Source organism: Saccharopolyspora elongata (assembly GCF_004348985.1).
GTDB lineage: Bacteria > Actinomycetota > Actinomycetes > Mycobacteriales > Pseudonocardiaceae > Saccharopolyspora > Saccharopolyspora elongata.
Genome location: NZ_SMKW01000050.1, coordinates 41,405 through 68,182 on the forward strand (window position 1 = coordinate 41,405; position 26,778 = coordinate 68,182).

At 67.8% G+C, this 26,778-nt stretch carries 8 protein-coding genes; all 8 read right to left on the reverse strand.

The genetic code is table 11. From position 1 onward, the window contains the following. Nucleotides 1-279: 279 nt before the first annotated feature. The gene (locus E1288_RS30265; RefSeq protein ID WP_132491115.1) at nt 280-21,672 is read right to left on the reverse strand and encodes a scabin-related ADP-ribosyltransferase; all 21,393 of its coding nucleotides are present in this window, start codon (nt 21,670-21,672) and stop codon (nt 280-282) included. A 119-nt stretch (nt 21,673-21,791) separates the two neighbouring features. Further along, nucleotides 21,792-22,148, reverse strand: coding sequence for a hypothetical protein (locus E1288_RS30270; protein ID WP_132491118.1), 357 nt, complete (start codon nt 22,146-22,148; stop codon nt 21,792-21,794). Nucleotides 22,149-22,209: 61 nt separating this feature from the next. Beyond that, entirely contained in the window at nt 22,210-22,683 is a 474-nt protein-coding gene (locus E1288_RS30275; protein ID WP_132491121.1) for a YbaB/EbfC family nucleoid-associated protein, read from the reverse strand. Further along, nucleotides 22,683-24,197, reverse strand: a complete 1,515-nt coding sequence (locus E1288_RS30280; RefSeq protein WP_132491124.1) for a hypothetical protein — start codon at nt 24,195-24,197, stop codon at nt 22,683-22,685. The genes E1288_RS30275 and E1288_RS30280 overlap by 1 nt, the downstream gene beginning before the upstream one ends. Nucleotides 24,198-24,230: 33 nt before the next feature. Further along, nucleotides 24,231-24,605, reverse strand: a complete 375-nt coding sequence (locus tag E1288_RS30285; protein WP_132491127.1) for a hypothetical protein — start codon at nt 24,603-24,605, stop codon at nt 24,231-24,233. Between the two features lie 7 nt (nt 24,606-24,612). Then, entirely contained in the window at nt 24,613-24,903 is a 291-nt protein-coding gene (locus tag E1288_RS47260; protein WP_165968328.1) for a WXG100 family type VII secretion target, read from the reverse strand. Nucleotides 24,904-24,944: 41 nt separating this feature from the next. Next, nucleotides 24,945-25,304 carry a WXG100 family type VII secretion target gene (locus E1288_RS47265; protein ID WP_165968329.1) on the reverse strand — a complete coding sequence of 120 codons (360 nt, stop codon included), beginning with the start codon at nt 25,302-25,304 and terminating at the stop codon, nt 24,945-24,947. Nucleotides 25,305-25,447: 143 nt separating this feature from the next. Next, on the reverse strand, nt 25,448-26,778 hold a 1,331-nt coding region (eccB, locus tag E1288_RS30295; RefSeq protein WP_132491133.1), incomplete at its 5' end, for a type VII secretion protein EccB.

Sequence of the window (26,778 nt, forward strand, 5' to 3'; positions counted from 1 at the left end):
GCTGTCCAGGTGTCGGTTCTGCCCGATCAGGGGCCGTTTCAGGATGGTGCGCGGGCACGCGTGGGACGCGACCGCCTGGCACGCAGGGCGTCGTTTTCGCGCGAAACCGGCGCTCCACGTGAGGGCAGGGTGGCGATTTCGCGCGAAACCGGCGTCGGTATCGGGCTCCGAGTGCCTTCGGGATGAGCTTGCCAGGAGCCATTTTGAAACGCCCTACTGAAACTGGCACCCTCCCGTGCCGGATATGCCACGGGCCGACCGGCCGAGTCCGGGGCGGCATTAGAACGCGATCTCGTTCGGGACCGGTTCGGGCGGTGGGGCGGGGGTCGGCCACTGATGCGCCTTGCGGGCGTTGATCAGGTCCGATAGGGCTACCGGGCGGCCGCTCCGCTTGGCGTGCGGGACGAGGTCGGCCAGTTGGCGCCGTTCCCACGGGTGAACCTCGGCGTCGTCGGCCAGGCCGAAGACCTGCCGGACGAGCGCATCGAGGTCTGCCGCCCCGCTGCGCTGCTGCAGGTCGGAGATGCGGCGGACCGAGGTCAGCCAGTCCGGATCGTCGCCCCGGTCCGGGTCGAGTTGCCGTGCGGTGCGGACGATTTCGCGCATCCGGTCGATCTCCTCGGTGGTGACCTCGGTGTGCTTGCCGAGGTACTTGCCCAGCGGGGTCTGGGCCCGGTGAAGTCCCGTGGTACGCGCCAGCTCGGCGAGTTCCTGCGGCGTCGGGTCGGGCTTGTCCGCACCAGGCCCGGACAGCTGCGCGTGCACCCGCACGGCGGTGCGGATCGGCTCATCGTCGTCGAAACCGAACTCACTGCGTTGCGCGCGCAAGGCCTCCACATCGCGGACGCGGTGTTCGATCACCACCGGCATCGTGCCCACGTCCAAGCCCAACGCTGCGGCGTGCTTGCGCAACTCCTGGACGACGGCCGCGCTGCGCTGCTCGCGCGCACCCAGTTCGTCGGGCAGCGATTCCACCGTGATGTGGACCTGCGGCAGCGGCGCACCTTGTTTGGCCAGCCACGCCGCGTTGCCCGCGAGTTTGCTGATGAACCGCTGCGTCTGCGCGGTCGCCAACTCGTCCAGTTGCGTGCTGCCGGCGCCGAACTCGACCTGCATCCGTTTGTCGTCGTGGTCCGGGATGACCGTCAGCACCAGTGCGTTGGGTTTTTCCCCGAGGTGCGAGTCGCTTTCGAACAGCGACTCGCCGGGCGCGCGGCCGAACATCTCGAACCACCACTGGTCCCCGCTGGTGCCGAACTCCTCGCCGCTGAGCGCCGACAGCGCACGCACCGCGTTGCCCTTGGCCGCGGCGAGTTCTCCCTCGATCTGCGCTGGATCCTGGTCGCCGAGCTCAGCCAGCTGCTGCTGGTGCTCGATCACCTTCAGCAGGCTGTCCGCGAACAGCGCTCGGGGCCCGGTACCCTCGTTCGTCGTCGCCTCGGCGAGGACCTGTTCGAGCTCGTGCACCCGCGTTGCGTAGTGGATGATGTTCTTCTCCAGCACCGTCCGCAGGAACCTGTTGTCGGCCTCCCGCCGCCTGGTGTTCTCCAGCACGATGTGGTGCTGCCCGTCGGCGCTTTCCAGCACGACCGGCGCGAACCGGTAGAACCGCATCCGTTCGACCCGGCGCCCCTCGTCGGAACCGGAGAAGTCCAGCGAGAACCGGCGGCCGCCGTCGTCGTCGGTGCCGTGCGAGATCGGCTGGATCAGGTAACCCTCGCCGACTCGCGGACGAGCGTGCTCGTTGATGCCCAACTTCGCGGCCACCGCCGAGCTGCCCGAGCCGGTGCGGGAGAACGCCCGGCCGTAGCCCTCCCCCGGTGTCGGGGAGTCGTGCTCCTGCTGGTCCCAGCCCCGCCGCACCTGACCGGCGGCCCACTCGGGGGCGGCGAGCTCCGGCTCGGCAGCGGCCGAGACCAGCGCGTCAGCGAGCTCGTGGGTACCGGAGATCTCCTTGTCGCTGGTGGTGTTGATCTGCGCCGTGGCGAGCTTGCCGGTCCCGCCCGCGCCGGACGGGCGGGTGTCGTAGAGGACGGCGTGCGTGGGCGAGGCGCCGAGCACGTCGCGGGTGAACTCCTTGGAGATGTCCGAAACCCCGCCGTCCCCGAAGTCCGGCAGCACTCGGTAGAGCCGCTTCGTCCGCCCACCCGATTCGAACTCGATGCCGCTGCTCTCATCCACGCGCAACCGCACCGCGCCGCCAACCCGGTCGAGGTCGGCCTGCGCCCGACGCACCACTTCCAGCGTCGCGAAGACCTCCTTGGCCCCGTGACCGTGCGCGGCGATGGCCAGCGTGCCGTCCCCGGAGATCCGCACCGGCGGATGCTCGTCGACCAACGCCGGCCGCGCCGCGAGGAACCGGGGGAAGGACTGGTCTCCCCCATCGATCATCTGCTCCGGCGCACGATGCACGAACGGCCCATTCACAAGCCGCTGCTTGGTCGTGCTGCCCCCTGGGCCGGTACTGACGGGATCGGTCCCGAACCACCGGTACTCCGCAGTGGTCCACGACGCGGGCGCAGCATCACGCGTCGGCATCGACCGCGGGGGCTCCTCGGCATCATCCGCCGTGTCGGTTTCGCCACTGGATTCCGAGGAACCCGAATCGGGATTGTTCTCCTGTGTCACAGGGTCCACATCGGACGTCCCCGCGTCCTGACCAGTTGTCGATTCCACCGGAACGGTGACAACAGCGTCGCGCTCCTGCGCCCAACCGGTGAAGGCTTCGAGTCCCAGCTGCTGCGCTTCGCCACTTTCGGCGTCGACGATGGTGAAAAGGCGCTCCTCGCCCTGCCGGACCACCCGGATCAGCAGTGGTTGCCGATCCACCCCGATCCTGGCCTGCACCGCGCCGCCGCAGCGCAACATCCGCTCCCATAGCCCGGCCGGGTCGGTTTCACTGTTGACCCGCACCGGCTCTCGCGTCCCACCTCCGGTCGCCGCCTGCGACAACGCGCCGCGCAGGCCGTCGAGCGCGGGCCCGTCCCACGTCAGCATCGCGCGCATCGTTCCGCTCCAGGCCCGGGTCAGCTCGGCCCACTGCTCGTGGTGGACCGGGTTGCCGTCGGATTCGGAGCGAATGAACGCCAAGGCCGTCTGCTCAATGCTGTCGAAGGAGTCCTGCGCGATCTGCTCGATCTCGTCGAACGCCGCCCGCGCCTCGGCGAGCTTGCTGCGGACGAACTCGTCGACGCCGCTGCCGCCGCGTGGCCGACCTGCCGGGGTTTGGCTGACCTGCACCGTCAACGCGGCCAGCTCGTCGTCGAGGTGCCGCAGCACCGCACGCCCGACCTGCAACAGCCCGCCGGCGGTCGGCATGGTGCCGGCCGACAGGCCGTGTTCGGCGAGCAGGTCGCGCCAGCTGTCGCCGGCGACACCGAACAGGGCGTTGTCCAGGGCCGTTTCGCTGCCGAGCAACTGCTGGAAGAGCGCATCGTGCACCAGCTGCTGGCGGACGTGCGGGTTGAGGTTCACCAGCGACAGCTGCGTCAGCCGCCGGGACGCGCGCTGCTTGGGCTGATAGTCGGAGTGGCGCAGCAGCGATTCGCGGGCCCGGAAGGGGTCTTTGCCTTCGCTGGTGACGTTGGCGATGTCGGTCAGCAACTCGTGCAGCCCGGGCAGGGACAGCGGTTGCACCGCCAGCCGCTCGTTGCGGGTGACGGTTCCGCGATGCGCCGAGCCGGGGATGACACCGTCGCGCACCGGCACCAGCGCCGCCACCAAAGCCGCGTCGGCGACCAGGGCCTTCAGCCGCGCGACGTCCAGACCAGGCACCGAGTCCAGGTTCGCCCGGATTTCCCGCAGGGCGAGCCCGAGTTCGGGCTGCGACAGGATATCGGCCGTGTAGTCCTCGACCCGGCCGTCGCCCACCCACTCGCGCAGCTCCGCGCGCACTTGCTCGAGCCGCTGCTCATCCAACCCGAAGGCGGCGAGCTCGGCCGCCACATCCACCTCCGGTATGCCGGCAGTGTGCTCGACCGGCGGCTGCTCCTGCATGCCGTCGGATTGCTCGGTCGACTGCGGCTCCGATTCCGAAGCACCATCGGAGTGTTCGGCCAACTGCTGTGCCGGCGTGTGGCCGGATCCTCCCGGCTCCTCCGGTGATCCGGTCGTGATGTGAGTGGAATCGGCGCCGGAATCCGACCTCTCAGCCACAGCGGACAGATTGTCCGATGTAGACCTCTGCGACTTCCTGCCCGTTAGCTGCGGGGACCCGCTGTCCTCATACGGCCGGAACGGCGGATCGACGAGCTCCGCCACCATCTTGCTCCGGCCTGCTCGGTCCAGCATCGCCTGCGGTCCGTAGTGGTCGGGATGGGACTTCTTGGGGTCGTGCAACAGGAACGCCTGCTGACCGTCGCGTTGGACCGCCTCCAGCCACAGCGTGTGCGTCGCGGTCTGCAGCAGCACGCCACCGCTGCGGTGCACCCGCTGCCATGCCTGCGCCGCACCGGCTTCATCGACCCACTTCGCGAACTCCACCTGCCGGATCCGGCCATCGTGGTGCAGCGTCTTCCGCAGCGCCTCCGCCATCGCCTGACCGTCCATTCCCGCGAACCTCCGGAACGGCCTGTCCAGCACCATCAGCAGCGCTGAGATGCCGACGCTCCACCCCCAGTGGCCGGGGAACAGCGCGTTGGTCAGTACCGGGATGGAATCCGGTCCCTGCGAGGGATCCATGACGACCGACAGCTTCTGCATGCTGCGGCCCCAACGCTGGTTGAAATCTGCCCAGGCACCAGGATCTCGCCGACCGCTGTCGATCAATTCCAACGCGCGCCGTTCGATGTCGTCGAATTCCCGGCGCGCCTCCTGGACGCGGTCGGACACCAACTCGCGGATGGTGCGGCCGAACAGCTGGTCGCGTTCGTCGAGCAGGTGCGCCCGCTCCTTCGCGGGATCGGCGATCCGTTGCGCCACCTGGTCAGCGAGGTTGCGGGCAACCAGCAGCAGCCCCGCCGTGGTCGGCACCTTGCCCAACACCTCGGCGTTGAGCGCCGCCGCCGTGCAAGTGCACAGGAAATGCTGCGTGTCGTGCCCACCGGCCGCGAACATCGAATCCACCAGCGCGTCCTCATCGCCGAGAAGCCGCTGGTACAGGTCGCTGTCCCGCAGTTTCGGCCGCGCCTGCGGCGTCAGGTTGGCCAGCGACAACTGGGCCAGCCGCTGCGGCAGCCCCGCCTCCGGCTGGTAGTCCGTGTGCTGCAACGACGAGAAGTCCGTCTCGAACGGGTCGCTCCAGCTCTCCAAGTTCTTGGCGATCTCCGCCAATGCGGTCTCCAGGCGGTCCGGTGTCAACGCCCGCACCGCGAACCGCTGCCGCACCGCAGCATGGTCGAGCCCGGCCAGTCCCGCTGGGGCGGTTTCCCGGACCGGCACCAGCGAGGTGGCCAGCACCGCGTCGGCCACCCAGGCCCGCACCCTGGCTCGACCTGGTTCCGGAATCCGGTCGAGGTTGGCGTGGATGACCTGCAACGCCTCCCGAATCCCCGGGTTGGCTGCGAGGTGCGACGAATGATCCTCCAGGTGACCGGTGGCTGCCAGGTCCACGAACTCGGCCCTGATCTCGGCGACCCGCTGCGGATCCAATCCGAGGTCGGCCAAGGCGTCAATCGCCTCGTGCTCGGCCTCGGACAACGACCCGGTCGCATCCGTTGTCGACTTCGTCGCGGCATCGGTTCCGGGGTCGGTCCGGCGAGGCGAAGAGTCCACATCGGTGCCGTGCCCTGCGGATTCGGTGGCCGGATCACCGCCGAGACCGTGCTCGCTACCCCCGTGCACCTGAGTCCACGGCAGCTTACCTCGCCGCTTCTCGGACATCACCTCTTGCGAGCCGTGCCCGCCGGACGATCCGCCGTCCTCCTGCTTCAGCGCGAGGGAGTCGCTCAACGATTCCGCCTTCGCCGCTGCTGCGGAGGATTCCGCGGCTTGCTGGTGCGAGGGCTCCCCGTGCTCCACCACTTCCTGCAGGGCGGCCTTCGACTCGATCTGTCCTGCGCCGGGGAGGCGTGCCCGTTTGCTCTCCATACCTACGCCCTGCAACGACTCCGCCGCGACGGTGCGCTTTCCGTACAGCGCATTGCGCAGCTGCATTCGCAGTTGATCGATCTTTTCCCCATCACCGCCCCGAAAGGCGTCGGCGAGTTCCTCGCGGAACTTCGGCAGCTGCGACTCGTCCACCATGAACACCGACCTCGTGGCCCGCCGCTCGGCCTGGTAAGCCAGGACCTCCATTTCGACCACGTCTTTGGCGAGGGTCATCGCTTCCTCGTCCGAGCCCGCTCGGAGGTTCCGGATCGCAGGTCGTTGGTTCGGCGTCGTCGGATCGGTGTCCGTGGTATCGCCCTTCGCCGTCCAGACGACGTGCTTTTCCCACCCGTGGTCGCCGCGGACCATCTCGATGACTTCAACGATGTCCTTCGGAGAAATCGGCCCGAGGAAGGCCACCTCCTTCTCCCGTTCCAAGGCGAACCAGTCGATGTCGCGCGCGCCGAAGGTTTTCCGAACGTCGATCCCGGGCTGCGACGCGTGGATCTCGTAGCGATAGCGACGATCGTTGTGGTGGTAACGAGGATCGATCGTGGTCGAGACGAACTGCGTGTAGCCGAGTCCGTTGACGTGGAACTTGAGTGAGTCGGAGCGGCTCGCGTCCCTGGGCAGAAGTCCGTAGTCCAACGCCAAGGCCGGATGCTCGTCCAGCCACCGGTATGCGGTGATACCGGGCTCGGTCTGCACGAAACCCCCGGAAGCGTCGACCGGGTGCAGGAGGTGGTTCTTCTCCCCACCGAACGGCGGACACTGCAAGCCGTGCTGGTCAGTGCCCATGACAGCGACGGGGTCCGAATCAGGATCGTCGTGCTGCTCACCGGGATTGACCGACGTAGACGACGCATCCGGCGTGGGGTCCGACGATGACGCTGCGGTCGGTGGAATCGGCGGTGTCGACGAGGTGTTCGACGACGAGTTCTCCAATTTCACCAGTTCCGCTTTGGCCGGGCCTCCTATCGAGAACAGCGAGGTGGTCACCAGGCCCTTGTCCTGCTCGTACCAATGCCATACGGAGTAGCCCGGCTGGTCGGACACGACCCCGATCCACCTGCCGTCTTGGGAAACCGCGCCCCAGAAATGGATGTCGTCGATCGACTGACCGCGAATCGTCCAATTGCCGATCGCGTACTCGCTGCTGGCGAAGTCCTCGGAGTTGAACAGCGAGTCGAAGGCCTCCGCGTCCCCGTCTGCCAACCCGTACCGGGACAGGTCATCGACCTTGGCGTACGCCGGAACGAGATCGACCTCCATGTCGGTGTGCTGCGGGCTTCGGGAAACGGACGACTCGGCCGGAGCGCCGGTCGCGTCGTGGCCAGATCCGCCCGGCGGCTGCCACGCGTCCCGCGAGCCGCCGCGCAGTTTCGCCTCATGCTTATCCGGGAACTGCGTGCGTTCGTTCCGCGCGGTGTGATCATTCCGGGCGCTGTCGGGCTGCCGATCGGAACCATCGGTGGTGGATGATTGAGCGGATTCCGCTTGCGGAACATTCTGTTCCTGGACCGACTCGGGGTTCGGCTCGTGGAAGATGCCGGAGCGCTGCTCGACCAGCGTGCGGGTCGGCGCGTCGAACCTCAGGTAGTCGCCGGAATCCGCCTCGACCAGCCGGAACTCCGTCTGCGACAACGGTTCCCAACGCAGCGTCCGCGTGGTGCCGTCGGGCAGGTAGTGCACTGCCTCGTTCATCCCGGGACGCCGGTCCATGACCACGTGCCCCATCGATTCCTTGCCGGCGTCGAGCAGGTTCATCCGCTGCTGCAGCACCAACCCGTTGGCGTCGCGCAGCGCGAACTCGCCAGCCTGACGACCGTGCAGGGTCGTGGTGAGCGTCGCCCCGGTGTTCTCATCGGTCTGCACGTGGAAGCGCTGGTCCGGGGTCGACCAGCTCGCGCCACCGCCCGGATGACCGGCCGCGTCCCTGCCGGCCCGATCCTCGGCCTGCCGCGCCCGCTGCTCGGCCAGCGTTGCGTCCGGGTGCTCGACGCCCATCGAGCGCAGGTTCTGCTCGGCCTCGCGCAACCTGGCTCGCGCCGCGTCCAGTTCCTGCTGCGCCCGCTGCTTCGCGACCGAACCCGAGCTGGACTCGCCGACCTCCTGCCACGCCGGATCGTTCGTCCAGCGATCCACCTCGGCGCGGGCCCGCACGTACTGCTCCCACGCCTCGATCCCGGTCGACGGCTTGGCGGGTCCTTCGCTGGTGACGAGGTTCTCCAGCTGGATGATCGGTGGCTCGCCGAAGAGCGGCGCGGCCGGACCGAGCGGGTCGTAGTGCTTGTTGACCAGGTACCACTCCGGTTCGTCCGGGGTTTCGGCGCCCATGATGAACTGCCGCCTGAGCCCGCCGGGGAAAGCGATTTCGGATTCTTCCGGGTAGCGCGACGCCGCGCCCAAAGTGGCGTTCACATCCACCCCGCCCGGAGCGTCGATGTCGTAGAGGGTGCCGGGATGATCCTCGATCCCTTCTGGCCACCGGGTGGTACTGACGAACATCGACCGGACGTGGTTCTGCGCGGAGTAAGTCACCAGGTCGATTTCCGTGCTGCGGCCATTTCCGAGTGGCCACGAGTTCTCCGGCCGCAGGGGCGCGAAGCCCTCTTCGAAGATGGTCTCGAAGGGCCGGTGATCGAAGCGCCGCAACAGGTCGAGGTCAGCGCGCCACAGCGGTGACGGCACGATCTGGGTGGCCTCGGACGGGCGCTGAACCGCCGCCTGCAACGGGTCGAATTCAGGCGCCGCGGTAGGTTCGTGCTGCCACAGCGGATGGGATGCCCCGGCATCCGAAACGCCGACGAAGGCGGTGGCGGGAGCTTCCGGAGTGCCGAGGTCGACCCGGTACCACTCGTACTTCACGTGGATTTCCGGCGGTCCGCCGTCCTCTACCGCCTCGATCGTCCGGACCAGCTTGCCGACCAGCTTGGTCTGCTCGCCTGGGCGCACGACTTGGGAGAGCGTCACGTGTCCCTGCGGATCGACGAATCGCCACCAGCGCGAATCCGCGCTGAGCTGCGTGAATCGGCCATGGGGATCGACGAAGGCCGGTTGCCACCGCTCCGCCGGTTCGACGTCGATATCGTGGCCGTCGGCCCAGAACGGCCTGGGGTGCTCGCTCGGGGTGCCCAGGTGCACGGCGTCGCTCAGGTACTGTGCGACCACCGCGCCGTTGCCGGGATCTGCCACGAAATCCCCGTCGGGAAGCTTGACGTAGATGTTGCCATTGGTCTGCTTGCGTCCCAGTCCGACGTGCGCCCGCCCGAGCCCGTCCGTGACGATCACCTGGCCGGTCCTGAGGTCGTGCCACATGCCGCCGAAGGTCTCCTGCCCGCGCAGCCCGAAGTACTGGTGCACCACGGTGCGGGTCGCCAGGTCGTACTCCCGGAAATCACCGGTTGCGAGCTCGGTCAGCCGGAAGGTCGCCCCGAAATCGTGATTCGCCTCGGAATACCCGAGTTCGACCGGGTTGGCGTCATCGGCCGCGAAGAGCCAGGCGGTGGGACTTCCACCCCGGTGGTCCACGGCCACATAACCGGCGGCTTCCCCCTGTTCGAACAGGTTGAACCGCTGCACCAGCACGGTGCCGTCGCGATCGCTCAGGACGTACTCCCCGGCGCGGCTACCGTGCAGCGTGGTGGTGAGCACGTGGTCGGTGCCGGGAACCTGCTCAGTGCGCTCGGCCGGGCCTTGCGGTTCGTCCGGAACTGACGAGGAGCCCGTCGGTAGGACATCGCCGTGGTTCTGCCGCGTGGCTTCCCATTCCGCCAGCAGAGTGTGCGGATCGAGCCCCCAAGCCCGCATTCCGCGCTCGGCTGCCGCGAGGTCGGTCTCGGCCTGCGCCACGCTGCGCTGAGCCCGCGCCATCTCGATGGGGGCGGTGTGCGAACCGCCCACACCCCGCAACGCGGGGTCGTAGGCAGCCAGGTTCTGCTTGGCCATCGCGGTGACGTAGGCGGCCCACGCAGCGGCCTTGGTAGCCGGTGCCCCCGCCTCCGACGGGTGTTCCCGTCCTAGCGTTTCGAGGTACTGGTGCCACGCGGCGTCACCGGTCTCCGCCTCGACCAAGCCGCCGTGATCCGAAGTGGCTGGTGCTTCGTCGGACCGCGTGGAATCCGCGTCCTGAGCCGGGTTCCACGATTGCTTGCCCTTGTTCGATTGGGACTGGTGCTCGGCGGTCGATTCCGCGGTGTGCTCTTCCGGTCCGTGATCGACCTGGTGCTGTGGCGACTCGTCCGCGTGAGGTTGTCCGGTCGATGCGTCGTCGGCGCGTTGCGGCGCGAGGAAGTCGCTCATCGACGTCGACGCCGCATCGGAGGAATCCGAAATCAGTGACGGCTGGCCGGCGGACTCGGCTACCACGCCCGAGTCGTGCTCCACCGGCTGCTGCTGATCGCTGCTGCCGTCCTCGACTTCGTGCGGCTGCTCGCCGCCATCGGCCTTGTTCTCCTCGTGCACCGCATCGTCCGAATCCTGACTGGTGGCCCCATCCTCAGCGGCGGTTTCCTCGTGTGGCAGGGGCTGCGACTCGGCGTGCAGCTCCGGTGGTTCCAGTCCCAGCGAGCGCAGGCCCGCTTCGTCGGTCCAGAACACCGCTCCGCCGGGTTCGCGCACCACCCGCGGATCCGTCCAGTGCTCCGGCACGTTGGAGCCGCGGTACTCGGGGGTGATCGACCAGGTCGCGTCGCTGGTGACCAGGTAGGTCTTGCCGACCAGGGAGTGCTCCTGCTCGGCGGTCTTGCCGCCGACCTCGCTGGTGTCGGTGACCACCTTCTGCGCCGCCGGGCCCTTGATGGCGAACTCCCCGGCCATGCGCCCGATCTGCCCGGGGCCGGGGCCGGCCGGGTTGGCGTTCCACAGCAGCCCACCCATCCCGATGCGCACCGCAGTGCCACCGGCGAGCGTCTTGCTCTGCTCGACCTTGAGGGCGGAGCTGCTGGTCTGCTTGCTGTCGAACAAGCTGCCTTCCTGCGCGGCGGTGATCTTCGGATTGCGCAGTTCCGCGTGCAGGGTCAACGACTTGAGCTGGCCGTGGTTGAGCGCGCCCGCCTCGAAGTAGCGGTCCGCGTCCAGTCCTTCGATCCGGTAGCCGCCCTCGCTCATCGCCGCCGCGAGGTCCGCGGACAGGGCGCTCTGCGTGGTCATCGCCGAAATCCAGTGGCGGGTGTCGGTCGCACCGGCCGACAGCGACGGCGCCGGACTGCCCTCCGAACCCGCCCCCAGTCCACCGGCGAGTAGCGCGTCGATCTCCGCGCGAACGCCCGTCGCCCGAACGATCGCGCGGCTCCCCGACGACAGCTCGTGTTTGGGCGCCGCCCAATCCACTGTGGATTGAATACCGGAGTTGTGGAGCTGCTCGAGCCCGAGCGAGTCCGATTCCGGGACGAGGCGGCGCACCGCGTCGCTGATCTCGACGTCCACCTTGATCGGTTCCGCGGTGGTGGCCGGGAACAGCCGGTCCAGCACGCCGAAGGACAGGCTCTGCGGCAGGCGGCCCCAACCGGAGGTCTTCTCGATCGTGATGGTCAGGTCCAGGTCGTGCACGAACGCCACGGTGCGCCCGGTCCGCTCGCTGGTGTGCGTGGTCTCGGTGCTGGTGGAGTCCTCGACGGTGACCTGCGACTTGTGGCTGATTTCGCCGACGGCGGCCGTGCCGGGGTTGCGCTGGATCTGCCCTTCCGGGAAGACGCTGAAGACCGCCTGGCCCTGCTCGGTGTGCGTGGTCGCGGTGGTGCGCTGCTCGGTGAGCTTGCCGGTGCTCTTGGACTCCTCGCTCAGCGTCCAGTGGTCGGAGACACCCTCGACCCGACCCGGCTTTTCGGTGCCCTTGATCGTGATCATGATGTCACTGCGGCCGAGCGGTCCGACGTAGTGGTAGGTGGTGCGCAGCCCGCCACCGACGATGTCGGCGTGCAGTGCGCTCAACCCCGACGGCGCGAGCGCGGGCAGCAGCCGCGAGTGCACCATCGAGTCCAGCCGCCCCGCACTCGGGTCCATCAGCCACGAGTACGCCGAGGACACCAGGTTGGCGGCCGAGTGGTAGAGCGTGGCGACGAAGCTGGTCCGGACTGCCTCGGGGAGCTGGTCGTGGGTGAGCGTGCCGAGCGCGCCGGCCAGGCCGGACACCAGGTTTCGGGTCACCTCGGGGCGCACGTTCACCCAACCGTCGCCGAGCTTGGCGTAGTCGGGCTCGGTGAACTGCCCACCCTCGACTTGCAGCGGCGCATCGTCGTGCTGCGGGCGTTCGACGTGCCACTCGATGTCCGAACCGATCTGGTGGATCTGGTCGGCCGGCACCCACACCCGGATCGTGTCTGAGGCGTCCACCTGGGAATGCGTCCACTGCGACTTGCTGTAGGAGTCGCCCACCAGCGCGACAGCATGCTCGGTGTTTCGTCCGCTGAGGACAATGCTGGCGTCGAAGGAGACGAGATAGCCGGGCCCGCGGTACGTGCGCGTCTTGGCGCTCTCGTGCGCGTGGGAGGCCGCGTTACCCGCCCCGGACTCTTCGGCGGTGGTATGCGTCCACTGCGGCACCGTGGTTGCGGTTTGGTTGAGCCGCGCGTTGGACCTCCCGTCCAGCGAGGTGTCCGACGCGGTCTTGGCGAACTCGCTGCGAGTGGTCGAACCCTGGTTCTTCGCGGTCAGTTCCAGGCTGACGGATTCGGCGTAGTCGATCACCTTGGCGTTGCTCAGCGACAGGTTCATCGCGGCCTCGCCGAGGCTGTTGGAATAGCCGGTGACCAGTTCGCCCTGCCGGTAGCGCTCGACCTGCGCGTGGTAGGTGCCGGTGACCGCTCGGTCGAGGTTGGCCCCGACCTCGGTCGGCCCGGCGAAGGTGTGCACCCGGTTGGCAGCGATCACCCCGTCCTCGCCGAGGTGCCCGAGTGGGTCATTGGCGGCCGCGTCGTCGCCGAGACCGTCGAACGCCTTGATCTCGCGCATCAGCTTCTCGGCCATGCCGTGCGGCAGGTTGAGGCTGTGCACGGCGTAGTCGTCGGAGAGCGCGGCCTGCTTCCAGCCGTTCGGCCGCAGCGGGGTGGAGCTGTTGTGGTCGCGGAACTCCGCGGCAGGCGTGGACGGGGGCTCCCCCGCCTGTCCGCCAGGCGGTCGCGATCCGACGGGCACTTCGGAGGTCGCGTCGGCGGCGAAGGAACGCTCGCCGATGCGGCCGTTCGGTCCGAACACCTCGATGTGGTAGTGCACCCGCTGGGTGTTCTGGTAGCGGGTGCCGGTCTGCCAGGACGAGGTGTTCTCGTGCCCGGCGGTCACCGTCACGGTCCGCTCGAAGTCGCCGATCTTGCGGGTGTAGCTGCCGGAGATCTGCGCGGTGCGCAGCGGGAAGTTCGGGTCGGTGGGGATCACCCCGCCGAAACCACCGGTGCCGAGCCAGTTCCCCTTGGTCTTGGCGGTGTGCTCGTCGAGCGCGGAAGCGGTCAGCTCTCCCTTGAGCTCGCCGCCGTCGGGCAGCGGCACCGGCGACGCTTCGTAGCGCCCCGGGATGGCCCGGATGCGGACCCACACGTGTTCGGTGCCGGTGGAGGTACCCAGGTGGGTCTCGCGGGGCAGCACGAACGACCAGCCGTCGCCGACGAGATCGGCGCCGTGCGCGGCGAAGGAGTCGGGGGTGATGAGCGCGTTGATCCGGTCGACGTTCTTGCTGATGTGCGGCGGCTGGTGGCCCAGGCCATCGTGCGGCGGCAGCGAGTCGCCGTCGAGGATCTGGTGCAGTTCGGTGGCCATCTGGTCCACCCCGCCGAACTCGATCCGGCTGCCGAACACGCTCAACGGCGTGATGGTGCTCAACTCCGGGGCATTCGACCGCGTACCGGACGATTCCGCGTGCTGCACCGGAGAATCCCAGCCATTGGCGGCGGCGTGCTCAGGACTCATCCAAACCGTGGCACCCGATTCGACGGTGTGCGCACCGACGTGCACGCTGTTTCCATCATCGAAGTCGACGTGGACGTCGTAGTCCAACGCCGTCCGGTAGGCCCGCAGCGAGCCGCTGTGCTCGGACGCCGAAGCAACACCGGTCGTGTTCTTCGCGGTGTGCTCGTCGCTACCGGTGCCGCCGACCTTCGCCTGCACGTTGACGTCGCCGCGGGCACCGGCCGCGAAGCTCGCGTCCTGCGCACGAGGAATCGCGACCAGAGCCCCACCGCCGAAGCGGACGTCGGTGCTCTGCTTGGTCAGCTCCGATGCGGCGTGCTCGGTCTTCGCACCGCTGCGGTCGGTGACTGTCACATCGGACGCGTCCAGCCGCGTCGGGGAGTGCGGCCGGGCGGTGATGTGGACGTTGGCGGTGCGCGTCTGGCCAAGGTGTTCGTACTGCAGCGTCTTGGTTATCGTCCGACCGCCGAGCAGGTCACCGGCCCGCAGCGACAGCCCGCCACCGCTGACCGCCTCGCGAAGCTGACCGCGTGCCGTCGAGCCGACGGTGCCGATTTCGCGCCGCAGCGGGGAGTTCTCTGGTAGCGCGCCGGTGATCTTGCCGAAGAGGCCGTTGTCGCCGCGCACGTGCGCGGTGTGCACGTGCTGCGGATGCGGGACGCGTGCCTCCGTGGCGGGGGTGGGTTCGGTTGCCGTGCGCAGCGACTCCGGCGTGGTCAGTTCAACCCCGGATTCCTGCGTACCGCTTCGCGTGGTGGACGTTCCGTCGTGGCAGGTGACGGTGATCTCGTACCGCAGGTCGTGTCGGGTCGAGCGGGTGTTGGCGGACAGCTCGAACTCCGCCGAGTGCTGGAGCGCCGAATCGGTGCCGAACTTCCACCCCGGCACCGCAGATGCCTTGACACTGCCGCCGGCCTCCACCGCGCCCATCGGATTGGTGGTGCCGAGCCCGAACATGCCGGTGAGGTCGACGCCCTTCTCCCGTCGCACCGTCGAAGCGCTCTCGTCGGAGGTCTTACCGTAGTCACCGGAGGTTTCCACCTCGTGCTGCGATTCGCCCGGCACCGGCCCGGCGACGGGCGACTCCTCGCCGACCAGCCGGGTGCGCACGGTGACCTCGACGGCCTCCGGGCCGTGACCGATCGACTTGGTCACGCCCTCCTCGGACAGCGTGGTGAAGTCGTCCTTGAGCTGCACGTCCGAGAAAGCCGCCTTGAACGCATTCCGCGTCCGCTCGTCCACCCCGAGCTCGGTCATGGCGCTGTCCAGGTCGGCACGCAGCCTCGTCCCGTCGACATCGCTAGCCTTGACCAGGTTGGTGGCCACCAGGTCCTGCTTGTGCTGCGTCTCCGGACTCGCCGGGGGCGCGGTGTCGTGGTGAAGCTCCTGCAGCTCGATGGCGTCCGTGCCCATGTCGATGCTCACGTAGTCCAGCTGATGATTCGCAGCAGTGTCTAACGTGGACTGCGCTGCGTAGTTCGACGACCCGGCTTCGCCCCCCGGGGCCCCGGTCAGCTGCCCAGCATCGACGCTCTGAGACCCGACAGGCCACGGGCTCCCACCAGGGGCACGGCCGCGACTGGCGTAGTACTTGGCACGTTCATTCTGGTGGTCGATGTAAAGCGCATCCTGGTCCAGATCGGGAAGCAGCTCCTGAAGCTGGTGCTTAGCGGTATCCAGCTGCTCCTGCGCATCCGCCAGCTCCGCATCAGCCTCTCTAGCACTCTGCAACAAACTCTGCACGTTCTGCGAACCACCGACAGCAGACCGTGCAGGATTCGCCGCAAGCACATCACGCATCTCCCGAGCATGTGCGTAATTCTGCGACGCCGCGTACTGCTCGTCGGTAAACTCGCGACCGAACGCCTTCCTCAGGGCCGCTCTCCAGTGCTCACCGAAGTCACCGATCTCCATCGGCTGGTCCGGCCCGAACGAACTGCTCCCACCGGAAGCCGGCGCGTCCTCGACGAACTGCGCTTCAGATTCTACTTGGAAACCCTGCTTCTGGACCCCATCAACAAGTCTCTGCAGACTTCTTTCGCTGATCTCGTACTTGTCGGCAAGGTCCCGCCACGAGGCACCCTTGTGTTTATCCGCACTGACCTTCTTCGCGAGGTCCAAGCGCTCGACGGTTCCCTTCGGGGGAAGATGTGCAGAGGTTTTGGCTCTCGGCCGCTTTCTGGAACCTGCACCGGCCGTCGCACCCTCGGTGGAGGGCGCACTCCGGAACCTCGTCCTCTTGATACCCGCATCGTCAAGCAGGCCATAGATCTTCATTTCGCTGATTTTGTACTGCTTGGAGAGTTCCGAGACCTTCCAACCAGCCTCGTACTTCGCCCCGATCTCCGCGGCGAAATCCGCACGCGCCTCGGTACCCCGCTTCATGTACGACACGTGCTCACCGGACACGTGTTCGAAGCGCACGGCACTCCCTTGCATATCTGTCGGTCCCGCAGGATTCCTCGAGGGACGATGCTCGGAATGCTGAGTTTCCGACCGGTATTCAGAACCAGCCTCGTCGATCTGCTGGTGCGAAGCCGACACATCCACCTCATCGGCCCCGGTCGCCAGGCCGTCCTCGGCCATGACCACATCTTCAGCGAAAGCCCCGGCATCGACCTGTTGCGGCGACCGGTGCCCAGCATCCGCCCCCAATTCGAGCTGCCCGGCCGGGACGGCACCATACCTTTCCCCGGGTCGACGCTCCACGAGCGCGGGCCCTTGCTGCTCCCCAGCCAACGGACCAACCTGCGAACTCACCTCGTTCGAACCCGACACCAGGAAATCGCCCTGGTCCTGCTCCAGGAACGCACCCAACTGCTCCTGCGACCACAAACCCCCCGACCCCACCGACCCCTGACCCAGACCAACACCGTCCGACCGACCATCATGAGCAGACGACACAATCCCTTGCATATCTGTCGGTCCCGCAGGATTCCTCGAGGGACGATGCTCGGAATGCTGAGTTTCCGACCGGTATTCAGAACCAGCCTCGTCGATCTGCTGGTGCGAAGCCGACACATCCACCTCATCGGCCCCGGTCGCCAGGCCGTCCTCGGCCATGACCACATCTTCAGCGAAAGCCCCGGCATCGACCTGTTGCGGCGACCGGTGCCCAGCATCCGCCCCCAATTCGAGCTGCCCGGCCGGGACGGCACCATACCTTTCCCCGGGTCGACGCTCCACGAGCGCGGGCCCTTGCTGCTCCCCAGCCAACGGACCAACCTGCGAACTCACCTCGTTCGAACCCGACACCAGGAAATCGCCCTGGTCCTGCTCCAGGAACGCACCCAACTGCTCCTGCGACCACAAACCCCCCGACCCCACCGACCCCTGACCCAGACCAACACCGTCCGACCGACCATCATGAGCAGACGACACAATCCCTTGCATATCTGTCGGTCCCGCAGGATTCCTCGAGGGACGATGCTCGGAATGCTGAGTTTCCGACCGGTATTCAGAACCAGCCTCGTCGATCTGCTGGTGCGAAGCCGACACATCCACCTCATCGGCCCCGGTCGCCAGCGCGGGCCCTTGCTGCTCCCCAGCCGACGGACCAACCTGCGAACTCACCTCGTTCGAACCCGACACCAGGAAATCGCCCTGGTCGTGCTCCAGGAACGCACCCAACTGCTCCTGCGACCACGACTGCTTGCCCACCTTCAGCACCCGCTCGATATAGTCCGTCGGGAAACCGTGCTTCTCAGCGATCGCGCGCACCGCACTGTCGCGATCAAACCCAGGCAGACGCTGAGCCTCCGCGAACTCACTCCGAACCGCATACGATCGTTGCCCGTCCAGGACCCTCTGCTCCGAGACAGAACGAATTTGTACCTTCTCGTGCTTGAGTATCCGCCTGACCGAGCCCATGTCGCGACCATGCTCCCGGCCGAGCTGCTGCAAGCTCTTCCCACGAATCACGTAGTCATCGACAATCTTGCCGACTACATCAGCAGACGGTTCCCACCGTTCCTGGCACTTCCTACCGGTATCAGCGAGATCATCCGGCACGGTCCGTTTCGAAGTGGACGAGAGCACCACATCCGCACCACGCTTGTCCAGATAATTCTGGTACAGCCCAGCTGGATCGGGCACGAACCCACCAAGCCCGCTCGCCGCATTATCCAACCGCATCTGGGCCTCACCCAACCGCAGCGCGGCCGAATCCCGCTCCACGTCCGCGCCGAAACGGCCGGCCTGATCGCGAAGAACCTGCCACACATCGCGATCCACGCGAGCACTCACGTACTCCTGCCACGCCCGCAGCTCAGCAGAACTCACCGCATCGGGCGCACGTCCCAACCGCTCAGCCAGCAACGCCCGCGACTGAACATCAAAAACACTCGACCGGCCCGAACCGGCAGCATGTTTCCGGTAGCCCCCTGCAGAACTCAGGAGGCTCGCAGTACTGTCGGCAATATTGTACTGCTTCTCGATATCCGTCGTCTTCATGCCGAGTTCGCGGGCCGTGGCAACGGCCTGCTCAAGCGCGATGCGCCGGGGCGTACCCGAGGCCGGGACCCGCCAGTTCCTCGTGTTCCGCGTCGGAGCCTGCCCAGCCAGCGTCCCACCGTCCGAAGTGGATTGTGCTGTGTAGTTCGACGACCCGGCTTCGCCCCCTGGGGGTCCGGTCAGCTGCCCAGGAGCGACGCTCTGATCCCCAACAGGCCATGGACTCCCACCGGGAGCACGGCCGAACTTGGCGTAGTACTTTGCGCGTTCATTCTGGTAGTGAGCGTAAAGCACATCCTGGTTCAGATCAGGAAGCAGCTGCCGAAGCCCGTGCTCGACAGCATCCAACTGCTGCTGCGCATCCGCCAGCCGCGCATCAGCCTCGCTAGCGCTCTGCAGCAAGCTCGGCGCATTCTGCGAACCACCGGCAGCAGACCGTGCAGGATTCGCCTCAAGCACATCACGCGCCTCCCGAGCATGTGCGTACTTCTGCAACGCCGCGTACTGCTCGTCGGTCAACTCGCGGCCGAACGCCTCCCGCAGCGCACCCCGCCAGTCCGCGCCGAAACCACCGACCTCCACCGGGCGGCTCGGTCCAAACGAACTGCTCCCACCAACGTGGTCGCTCGACGACTGCGTCGACCGCATCGGCTGCTTGCCCATGGCCTTCTCTGACAACGGCCCGCTCGACGTGTTCGCGGGTCGGGTGTCGCCGGTTGTGGCGGCTGCGGTGGTTGCGGGTTTCTGTCCTTGTGCGGTCGACGTGGTGGGGCGCGATTCGGTGGCTGGAGTGTGGGAACTGCCTTGGCTCGCAGTGTGCGAGACACCGGTGGAAGTCGTGGCGGGGCGCTGCGGCACGTTGGTCGGCGAGGTGGTCGGGGCCGGGCCTCGCTGGCCGGTCGGCTGCCCGGTGGGCTGGTTGGCCGCGCTGTGGTTCGCAGTCGGCTGATCTGGCAGCAGCAGCATCACCGGCGGCGTGGTCTGCTGCGTTGTGTTCGCTTGTTCTGTTGAGTGCTCCGGCGGAGTCGCGCGGGTCTCCTGCTTCGGGGTGGAGTCCAGGGTTGGGGCGAGCGTCTCGTGCTGCGCAGTGGACGGGGTCGTGCCCGGCTTCTGCGTGCTCTCACCGGAGATGGCCAAAGTCTGCGCGGCGTGCGAGGACGCTGTCTCCGTCGAGGAGTGCGAACTGGAGATGTCCGAACTGGATTGGACCGTCGACTTCGTCGCGGTACCGCCCGTTGTTTCCTGCTTCGTAGCAACGGCTTCCGTCGAGTGGACCGGTGTTCCGGGCTGGCCGTACTCGGTGTGGGTTGCGCGTGTTTCCACCTCGTGTTCAGTGGTGTGCGAGGTGACCTGCTTCGTCGTCCCAGGGGGCTGCTCGGTCGGTGTGGGGGTCTGATGCTGCGATGAACCGTCCTGGTGCTGGGATCCGGCCTCCTGGGGAAGCTCCACCTGGTGCGTGGCGGTGCCCTGCTCACCAAAAATCTCTTGACGCAGCTGGTTCGATGCGTCGTGCTGGCTGTTGCCGTGCTGCGTTGCGGTTTCCTGGTGCTGCGAGCCAGTCTGCTGCCCCACGCCCTCCGAACTAACGCCCTGATCCCCTGCAGCGTCGTGTTCCTGCGCAGTCCCCACATGCTGCGTGGCAGTCTGCACCTGACCCGCGTGCTCCGAGCCAGTGCCCTGGTCGAGGCCTGTGTCCAGGTGCGCGCCAACGCCCTGGTGCTGCACGTCAGACAGTCCCTGCGCAACATTCGAGATCTCGGAAGCAGCCTTCTGGTCCAGGTCCGAGGACACGGCCTGGAGACCGTCGGTCGTCGTTCCCGCGTCCGTGCCCGACTGCGAGGTGCCATCGCTGGTGGTCGAGGCCGAGGAGAATTTGTCCGTGCCCGACTCGGTGACCGGTTGCTGCTTTTCGGTGGTGACCTGGGCCTGCTCAACCGTTGTTTGCCCGGCTTCAGCAGCCGTCTGCTGTCCGCTGCCCCCCGATACACCGGAGGTCTGCTGCTGCGCCACCGTTTCTGTGTGACTCGCCGTGTTCCCGGCGTCGTTCCCGGCTCCCTGTTCGGCATAACCCGGCAACGTCGACCCGGTGTAGGCGGGTAGTTCCTCGCCCGTGCCGGTTGCCGGAGAGCCTCCGCTGGTGTTCGCCAGACCTGACGACTCGGTCTTGACCGACGTCGTCTCGGCGTTCGAGTCCGGGCCGAGGGTCTCGGTCTTCACCGAGCCGACCGCCGTCGCGTCGGCCGCCTTGCCCGCCGTCTCCCCTGCCTTGGCCACGTCGTGGGCCTGCTGCTCGCTGATGTGCCCGGCCTTGCCACCACCGAGCTTGCCGAAACCGCCGGCCATCGCGGAGGTGAACGAATAGCTGTTGGCCTGGTCATGCCGCTGCGCCGCATCGGCGGCCTTCTCCCCCGCGTAGCCGCCGACGCCCTGCAGGCCCGCGTTGATCGTCGCGCCGGTCACCTGACCGGTGGCGGACTTCATGCCCTCCTTCACCGCCTCGCCGAACGCTCCCTGCGCGGCGGCCTTGCCCAGTCCGTCCGCCGCCGACTGTGCCACCCCGCCGCCGACACCACCGAAGGCCCCGCTGATCGCCGCGCCCTTGAGGCGATCCTCGTTCCAGTCGGTACGCTGGCCACTCGCGATCTGGCCCAGCTGGGTCCCACCCTCGATCGCCATGGCGAGGCCTTCGCCGATAACGCCATTCACAGCGACGTTCTTGGCGACGTTCGTGGCGGCGGCCTTGGCGGACGACACGGTGACGTTCTTGACGACACTCGCCGCGATGTTCTTGGCGACATTGGTGGCGACGCTCTTGACGCCGTTATTGGCGATGTTCATGACGACGCCCTTGATGATCTGCCCGATCGCGAACCGCACCGTCGCCACGATCCCGCCCGAGATCAGCCCACCGATGATCGGGATGAACGTCGTCGCGATCGCCAACGCGACGAAGCCGAGCTGGACGCAGATCGAGATCTTCGCCGCTTGGATGTCCGCCGCCGTGTTGCGCGCCAGGTCGGACAGCTCCTGCGCGGACTGCTTCAACTTGAAGAGGCTGTCCTCGACCTTGGTCTCGGCGTAGTTGCGGTAGGCGTTCGCGAAGTCCCCGCGCATGTCGCGCGAGACATCGGCGGCCGAAGTCTGCATGGCGTCGCGTAGGACTACGATGTCCGAAGCCACCTTCTTCCAGGCGTCCGCGATCCGGTTGAGCCCGTCCTCGTCGCCTTCGGGCCAAGCCTGTCCGCCGACCACGCGGAGGGCTTCCTGCAGCCCTGCAGGGAGTTCTGTGGGCATGACAGCGTTCCTTTGATGTCGGAGGTTGCGGAATGGCTTGCGCAGCGGTGCGAGTAGCGGAACCTCGGACGCCGTCCGGGCCGCGGGAGTCCTGGTATTACCGACCGGTGAAGTGCCGATCAGGATTTGGTGTCCGGCGGCGTTTCCTGGTAGAGCTCGGCCGCGGCAGCGCGGACACCCTGGGCGTTGAAGTCGTCCTGCTCCTGCAACACCCGGGCAGAGTCGGGCAGCGTCTTTTCGGCCACCTGCAGCAGGTTCTTGCCGGTCTGCTCCAGCGAGTCGGTCACCTTGCCGGCCGCCGACTTGTAGTTCTTCTCGAACTCCGCACCGATCTCGTCGTCGCTCCAGCACTTGTCGTCGGCCTGGAGCGCGGCCTTGAGCTCGTCCAACGACCTCTGGAAACGCCGCACCGCCTCCGCGAGCTTCTGGGCGTCGGCCTGAACTCCGGGGGCGTTGACATACGTCTCGTCCGCCACGATCTACTCCTCAGGGCATTGCAGAAAGGCCTACGAATCCTCGACTCCCGCGGCCGCAGGATCATCCGGACCTGGTGCGGTCCCAGCCGTCGTCGGTTTGACCCTGCTCGCTCCGGTGCCCCGGGAAGCCTCCGAGGGGATCCTCCAGCGCCGGGCGCATGATCTGCCCGAGCATCTCGCCCAGGTCCGCCTCGCCGCAGGCGAGGCCGTGCAGATCGACGTCGCCGAAGGCTTCGGCGGGCAGCAGTTCCTGCACCTTCTCGGCCGCCTTCGCCCGGCCCTGCTGGATGGTGCGCAGCAGGACCTCGCCCAGCTCGGCGGGGGCCATCGTGCGGTAGTCGGTGTTGAGAAACTTGATCTCGCGGAGTTCCGCCTGGCCGTCGAGCACGATCGCGACCACGCGGTCCGGTGACTCGACCCGCGTGGTGGTCTCGGCCAGCTTGTGCTGGAACTCGGCGAGCTTCGCCTGCTGCTCTTCCAATGCCTGCAACGCCGAGCTCATGTCCAACGGCGGGCGCGGCGCATCGGAGCTCATCAGGTGTCCTCCTTCTCTCGTTCCGGATGCGCTCGACCGAGCGCGCCCGGATATCCGGTGCCGACCTGCCAGGTGCTCGGATCCTCGCGCTCCGCGACGTTCCGCTCGCGTTCCTGGTGGCCGGGCTCCTGCTGCTCCTTCTGGCCCGGGCCGCCCATCGTGCGCGGGTTCATCGGCGGCATCCCGCCCTGCGGTCCGCCCGCTCCCTGCATCGCGGGCCCGGCACCCGGTTGTCCGGCCGGCCCGGGTCCGGTCTCCACCGGAGCAGTCAGCGCACTCCCGTCGCTGCGCAGCCCGGTCGGCGACGGTGGCGGCGGGGCCGTCGCCGAACCGGGGAAGAATCGCGATGCCCCTATTGCCGCCGCAGTCGCCACGGAAGCCGGGGTATGTGCGGTCTGCACGGCCGAGGGCTGGGCTACGGCGGTGTCGGTACGGGCCGACGGTGCCGTTTCGGGCATTCGATCGACACCGTCGCGCGCCGAATCACGCTGCGAGCCGGGTTCGCTTTGAACGTCAGATGTGGACATGTTGTGGTGCGTCCGGCGATTCGGCGCGTTGTTGCCCGCTATTTCTTCTTCCTGGCCGGAGTCATGGCTTCGGCGCTCACTGTCCTTCTGCTTGCGGTAGTCGGCTGAACTGTGCTTGTCGTCTCTTTCCGCACTGCTGTTGCGGCCCTCCTCGGACTCGTCGTCGCGTTCCTGCCGACCTTGCTTCTTGCGGCTTCGCCTGTTCTTCCCGAGCACCGCAGCAGCGGGCAGCGCCACGGTCGGCAGCACCGAACTCCAGATGGAACCGGCCGAGCCCTCGCCCGGCCCCTCGTCGGCCGAAGACCCGTCCGCCGACGAACCGGCGGCCGAATCGACCCCGGAGTCGCCCGCGCCGTCCGGTGGAAGCTGTCCCGGTTCGGCAGGTTGGTTCTCTCCTCCCGAACCCGCTCCCCCGCCGTCAGCGGAAGTCGGTCCGACCGTTCCGTCTCCGCCGTGGAAGCTCGCGTTGACGGCCTGCCCCGAGCCGCCGGGCACGTGGGACTGTTGTGCCGGTGGCGCGCGGAACCGGCGCCCCGTGCTCTGGTAGAAGCCGGCCAGCCGCCGCAGCACCTCCTGCGCCCTGGCATCCTGCTCGGCACGGACCCCGGGATCTGCGGGGAGACCGTCTCCGGTGCGTTGCGACCGGGCGTCCGCCACCTCCCGCTTGGCCTCCGCCAGCGCATCGCCGAGCTCGTTGAGCAGGCCCGCGTAGCTCGGCTCCGCGAGCACCCCGACGACCTGCTCGACCCGGTTCAGCAGCCGGTCCGCCGATTGCGCGAACATCTCGAAACCGGGCCCCTGCCAAGCCTGCTCCAGGTGCCGGAGCCGGCTGCGGAACTGCTCGGACACCGAACGCAGGCGCGCGTCGGTGCGCTCGAACCGCTGCGCCGCGTCGTAGAAGCTGTGCGGATCGGCGCCGGACAGCGCCCGCACGGCCGCGTCCACATCGCCCGGGACATCGTCCGCGTCGGCAGCCGATCCGGCCATCGCACCTCCTCTCACAGTCCTAAGTGGTCGAATTCAGGCTTGGTGGACACCCGGCATGCCGGAAAAGCCCCGCACCGAACCGTCGAACGCTTCGGCCAACCCATCGCCCAGGGACTTCACCGCTGAACCGTTGTGCCGGTCGAGCGCCTGGACGTCGGTGGCGAACTGCGCCATCCGATCGGCCAGTTCCCGGAAGACCCGTTCCAGCCGCGCGCAGTGCGCGGCGACCTCGTCCCGTCGTTCGGCGAGCAGGTCCTGCAACCACTTCCCCGTCGGCAGGTCGCCCGCGCTGGGTGCGGCCCCCGCCAGTTCGGCGCATCCGGCGCACTCGTCGGCGATCCCGGAGACCACCGACGCGGCTTTGCCCAGCTCAACGACGTCGACCCGCGTGGCAGTGTCCTCGGTCATCGCGCGCTCAGTCGAAGCTCGACGCGAGCTTGCCGTCGATCTGCCGCATGTTGTCCTGCCCGGTGTCCACCGCGGAGGTGACGCCGTTCAGCGTCTCGTTCATGGCGGTGAACGCGGCGCTGATGTTGCCGGCCTTCGTCTGGTAGGTCTGCGACGCTTGGGCGTCCCAGGACTGCAGCAGGTTGCCTGTCTGGTTCTTCAGGTCGTCGATCTTCTGCGAAAGCGCCTTGGTCGCCCCGCGCATCTTGTCGACGCCCGCCCTCAGCGCCGCGTACTGGTACTGGATCTCGTCGTCCACTGGTGTGCGTCCTTCCGTGCTCCGGGGACCGGTCCGGCCGGCTAGTTGAGGAAGCGGTTCATCTCGGAGGGCGCCACGGGATCCACCCGACCGGCGTCCTGCGTTCCGGCCCGGCGGACCTGCTCCGCGATTTCCCGGTCCTGCGACTGGTACTTGGTGCTGGCATCGCGGATCGCCTGCGCCATCGCGTGGAGCTCGTTCTCCACCGTCAGGCACTGGCGGTCCCATTCCATGTGCACGTCGTTGAGGGCTTGGATCATCGCGCCCTTGTTCTGCGACGCCACGGTCGCGATCTCCACGCCGAGTGAAGTCCGCGTGCTCTTCACCTCCTCGCCGGTGCTGTCGTGCTGGGTCGAGTACGCGTTGAGCCGCTCCGCGACCAACCGGGTCTGGTCAGACATTCGCCCGAACTCCTGTTCTCTCAGTCGCATCAACGGGTTTCACGTCGATTCGGGTGCTCCAGCACCCTGTTCAGGACAGCACCCCCGCGACACCGGTGGTGTTGGTGAGGGCATGTCGCCGTTGCCGGTAGGGGGATTACTCATCAGCTCCCGGGACGCACCTCGGTCGCGGTCCCCGGAGCCAACTCGGGGCCGTTGGGCAGCAACGCCAACAGCTCGCTGGGCACCGGCAGCGGATCGACTCCCGCGTAGCCCAGCGCCCCGACCGCGTCCGGGCCGGGCAGCGGGTACTTGATCCCGAGATCGGTGATTACGTAGTGGGCCCCCGTCGGGGCCCCCGGCGCCGGCAGGTCTCGGGCCAGCACCCCGAATGTCGGCGGGACCGAGACCTGATAGGCCAGTGCCCCCGTCGGCTGCGGCGACCGGACGATGCCGGAGAAGCGTGCGTCGTCGCGCCGCACCATGACCACCTCGACCGGGACCTCGCCCCCTGACCCGACGGCGAACCGCGCGCACGGCACGTCGCGGTCGTTGCGGTCCACCGGGGTGATCTTCGGCGGGTCCACCGGCAGTTCCGGCGGCACCGCCGCCAGTGCGGACCGCGGCACCGAGCCCACCGCCGCCGCGTCGATCGCCACCGCGCCCGGCTTCGAGCCGGGATAGGCGGCGGCGAGGTCCGGGTCCGCCAGCAGCAGTCCCGCCCCGGTGCGGCTCAACGGCGCCAATCCGTCCGGCAGCAACACGTAGAACCGGTCGTCCCCGAGGACTGGGTTGTGCACTTCGTAGACCTGCCCGACCCGCCCGGCCTCCCCCTTCACCGAGAGCGCCGGCTTGCCCAACTCGGGCACGTCAGGCGCGGTCAGGTCCGGCCCGCTCGGCAGCGCCTGCACCCACGACGAGGCCACCGGGAGCGGTCGAACGGCACCGTAACCGAGCGCGTCGATCACTGCTTGCTGCGGTATCCGGAACCGGCTTCCCCGCCACACCAAGTACTTCGAACCGTCCGGTGTGGACACCAGCAGGCCCGAATCCGGGCCCAGCGGGACACCCGCGATCTCGCGGACCTGCAACTCCGTCACCGGTGACGGCGTGTTCGACTTGTCGTAGCTGGTGTCAGCGCAGACGAACCACGGCGCGCGCGTCAGCGCGTCGGGTCCGGGCAGCGAATCGGGCGCGTTCGGGATGCCGACCGGAAGCCCGCGCGGCACGTCCCGCAACGAGTTGCTCGACACCGACACCACGTTCGCCTGCGGGCTGTTGACCATCAGCCGCGCCGACGCGAAGTTGAGCACCGGATGCAGGCTCCCTGCCAGGAAGAGGTACTTCGCGCCGGTCTCCTTCTCGACGATGATGCTTCCGGGCGCGCGCCACGACTTGTTCGCGCCCGGGGAGATGATCCCGGAGATGCCGAAGACGACGACCACCAGCGCCGCGACGAGGCACCCGATGATCGCGTTCACGGTGAATCGCCGGG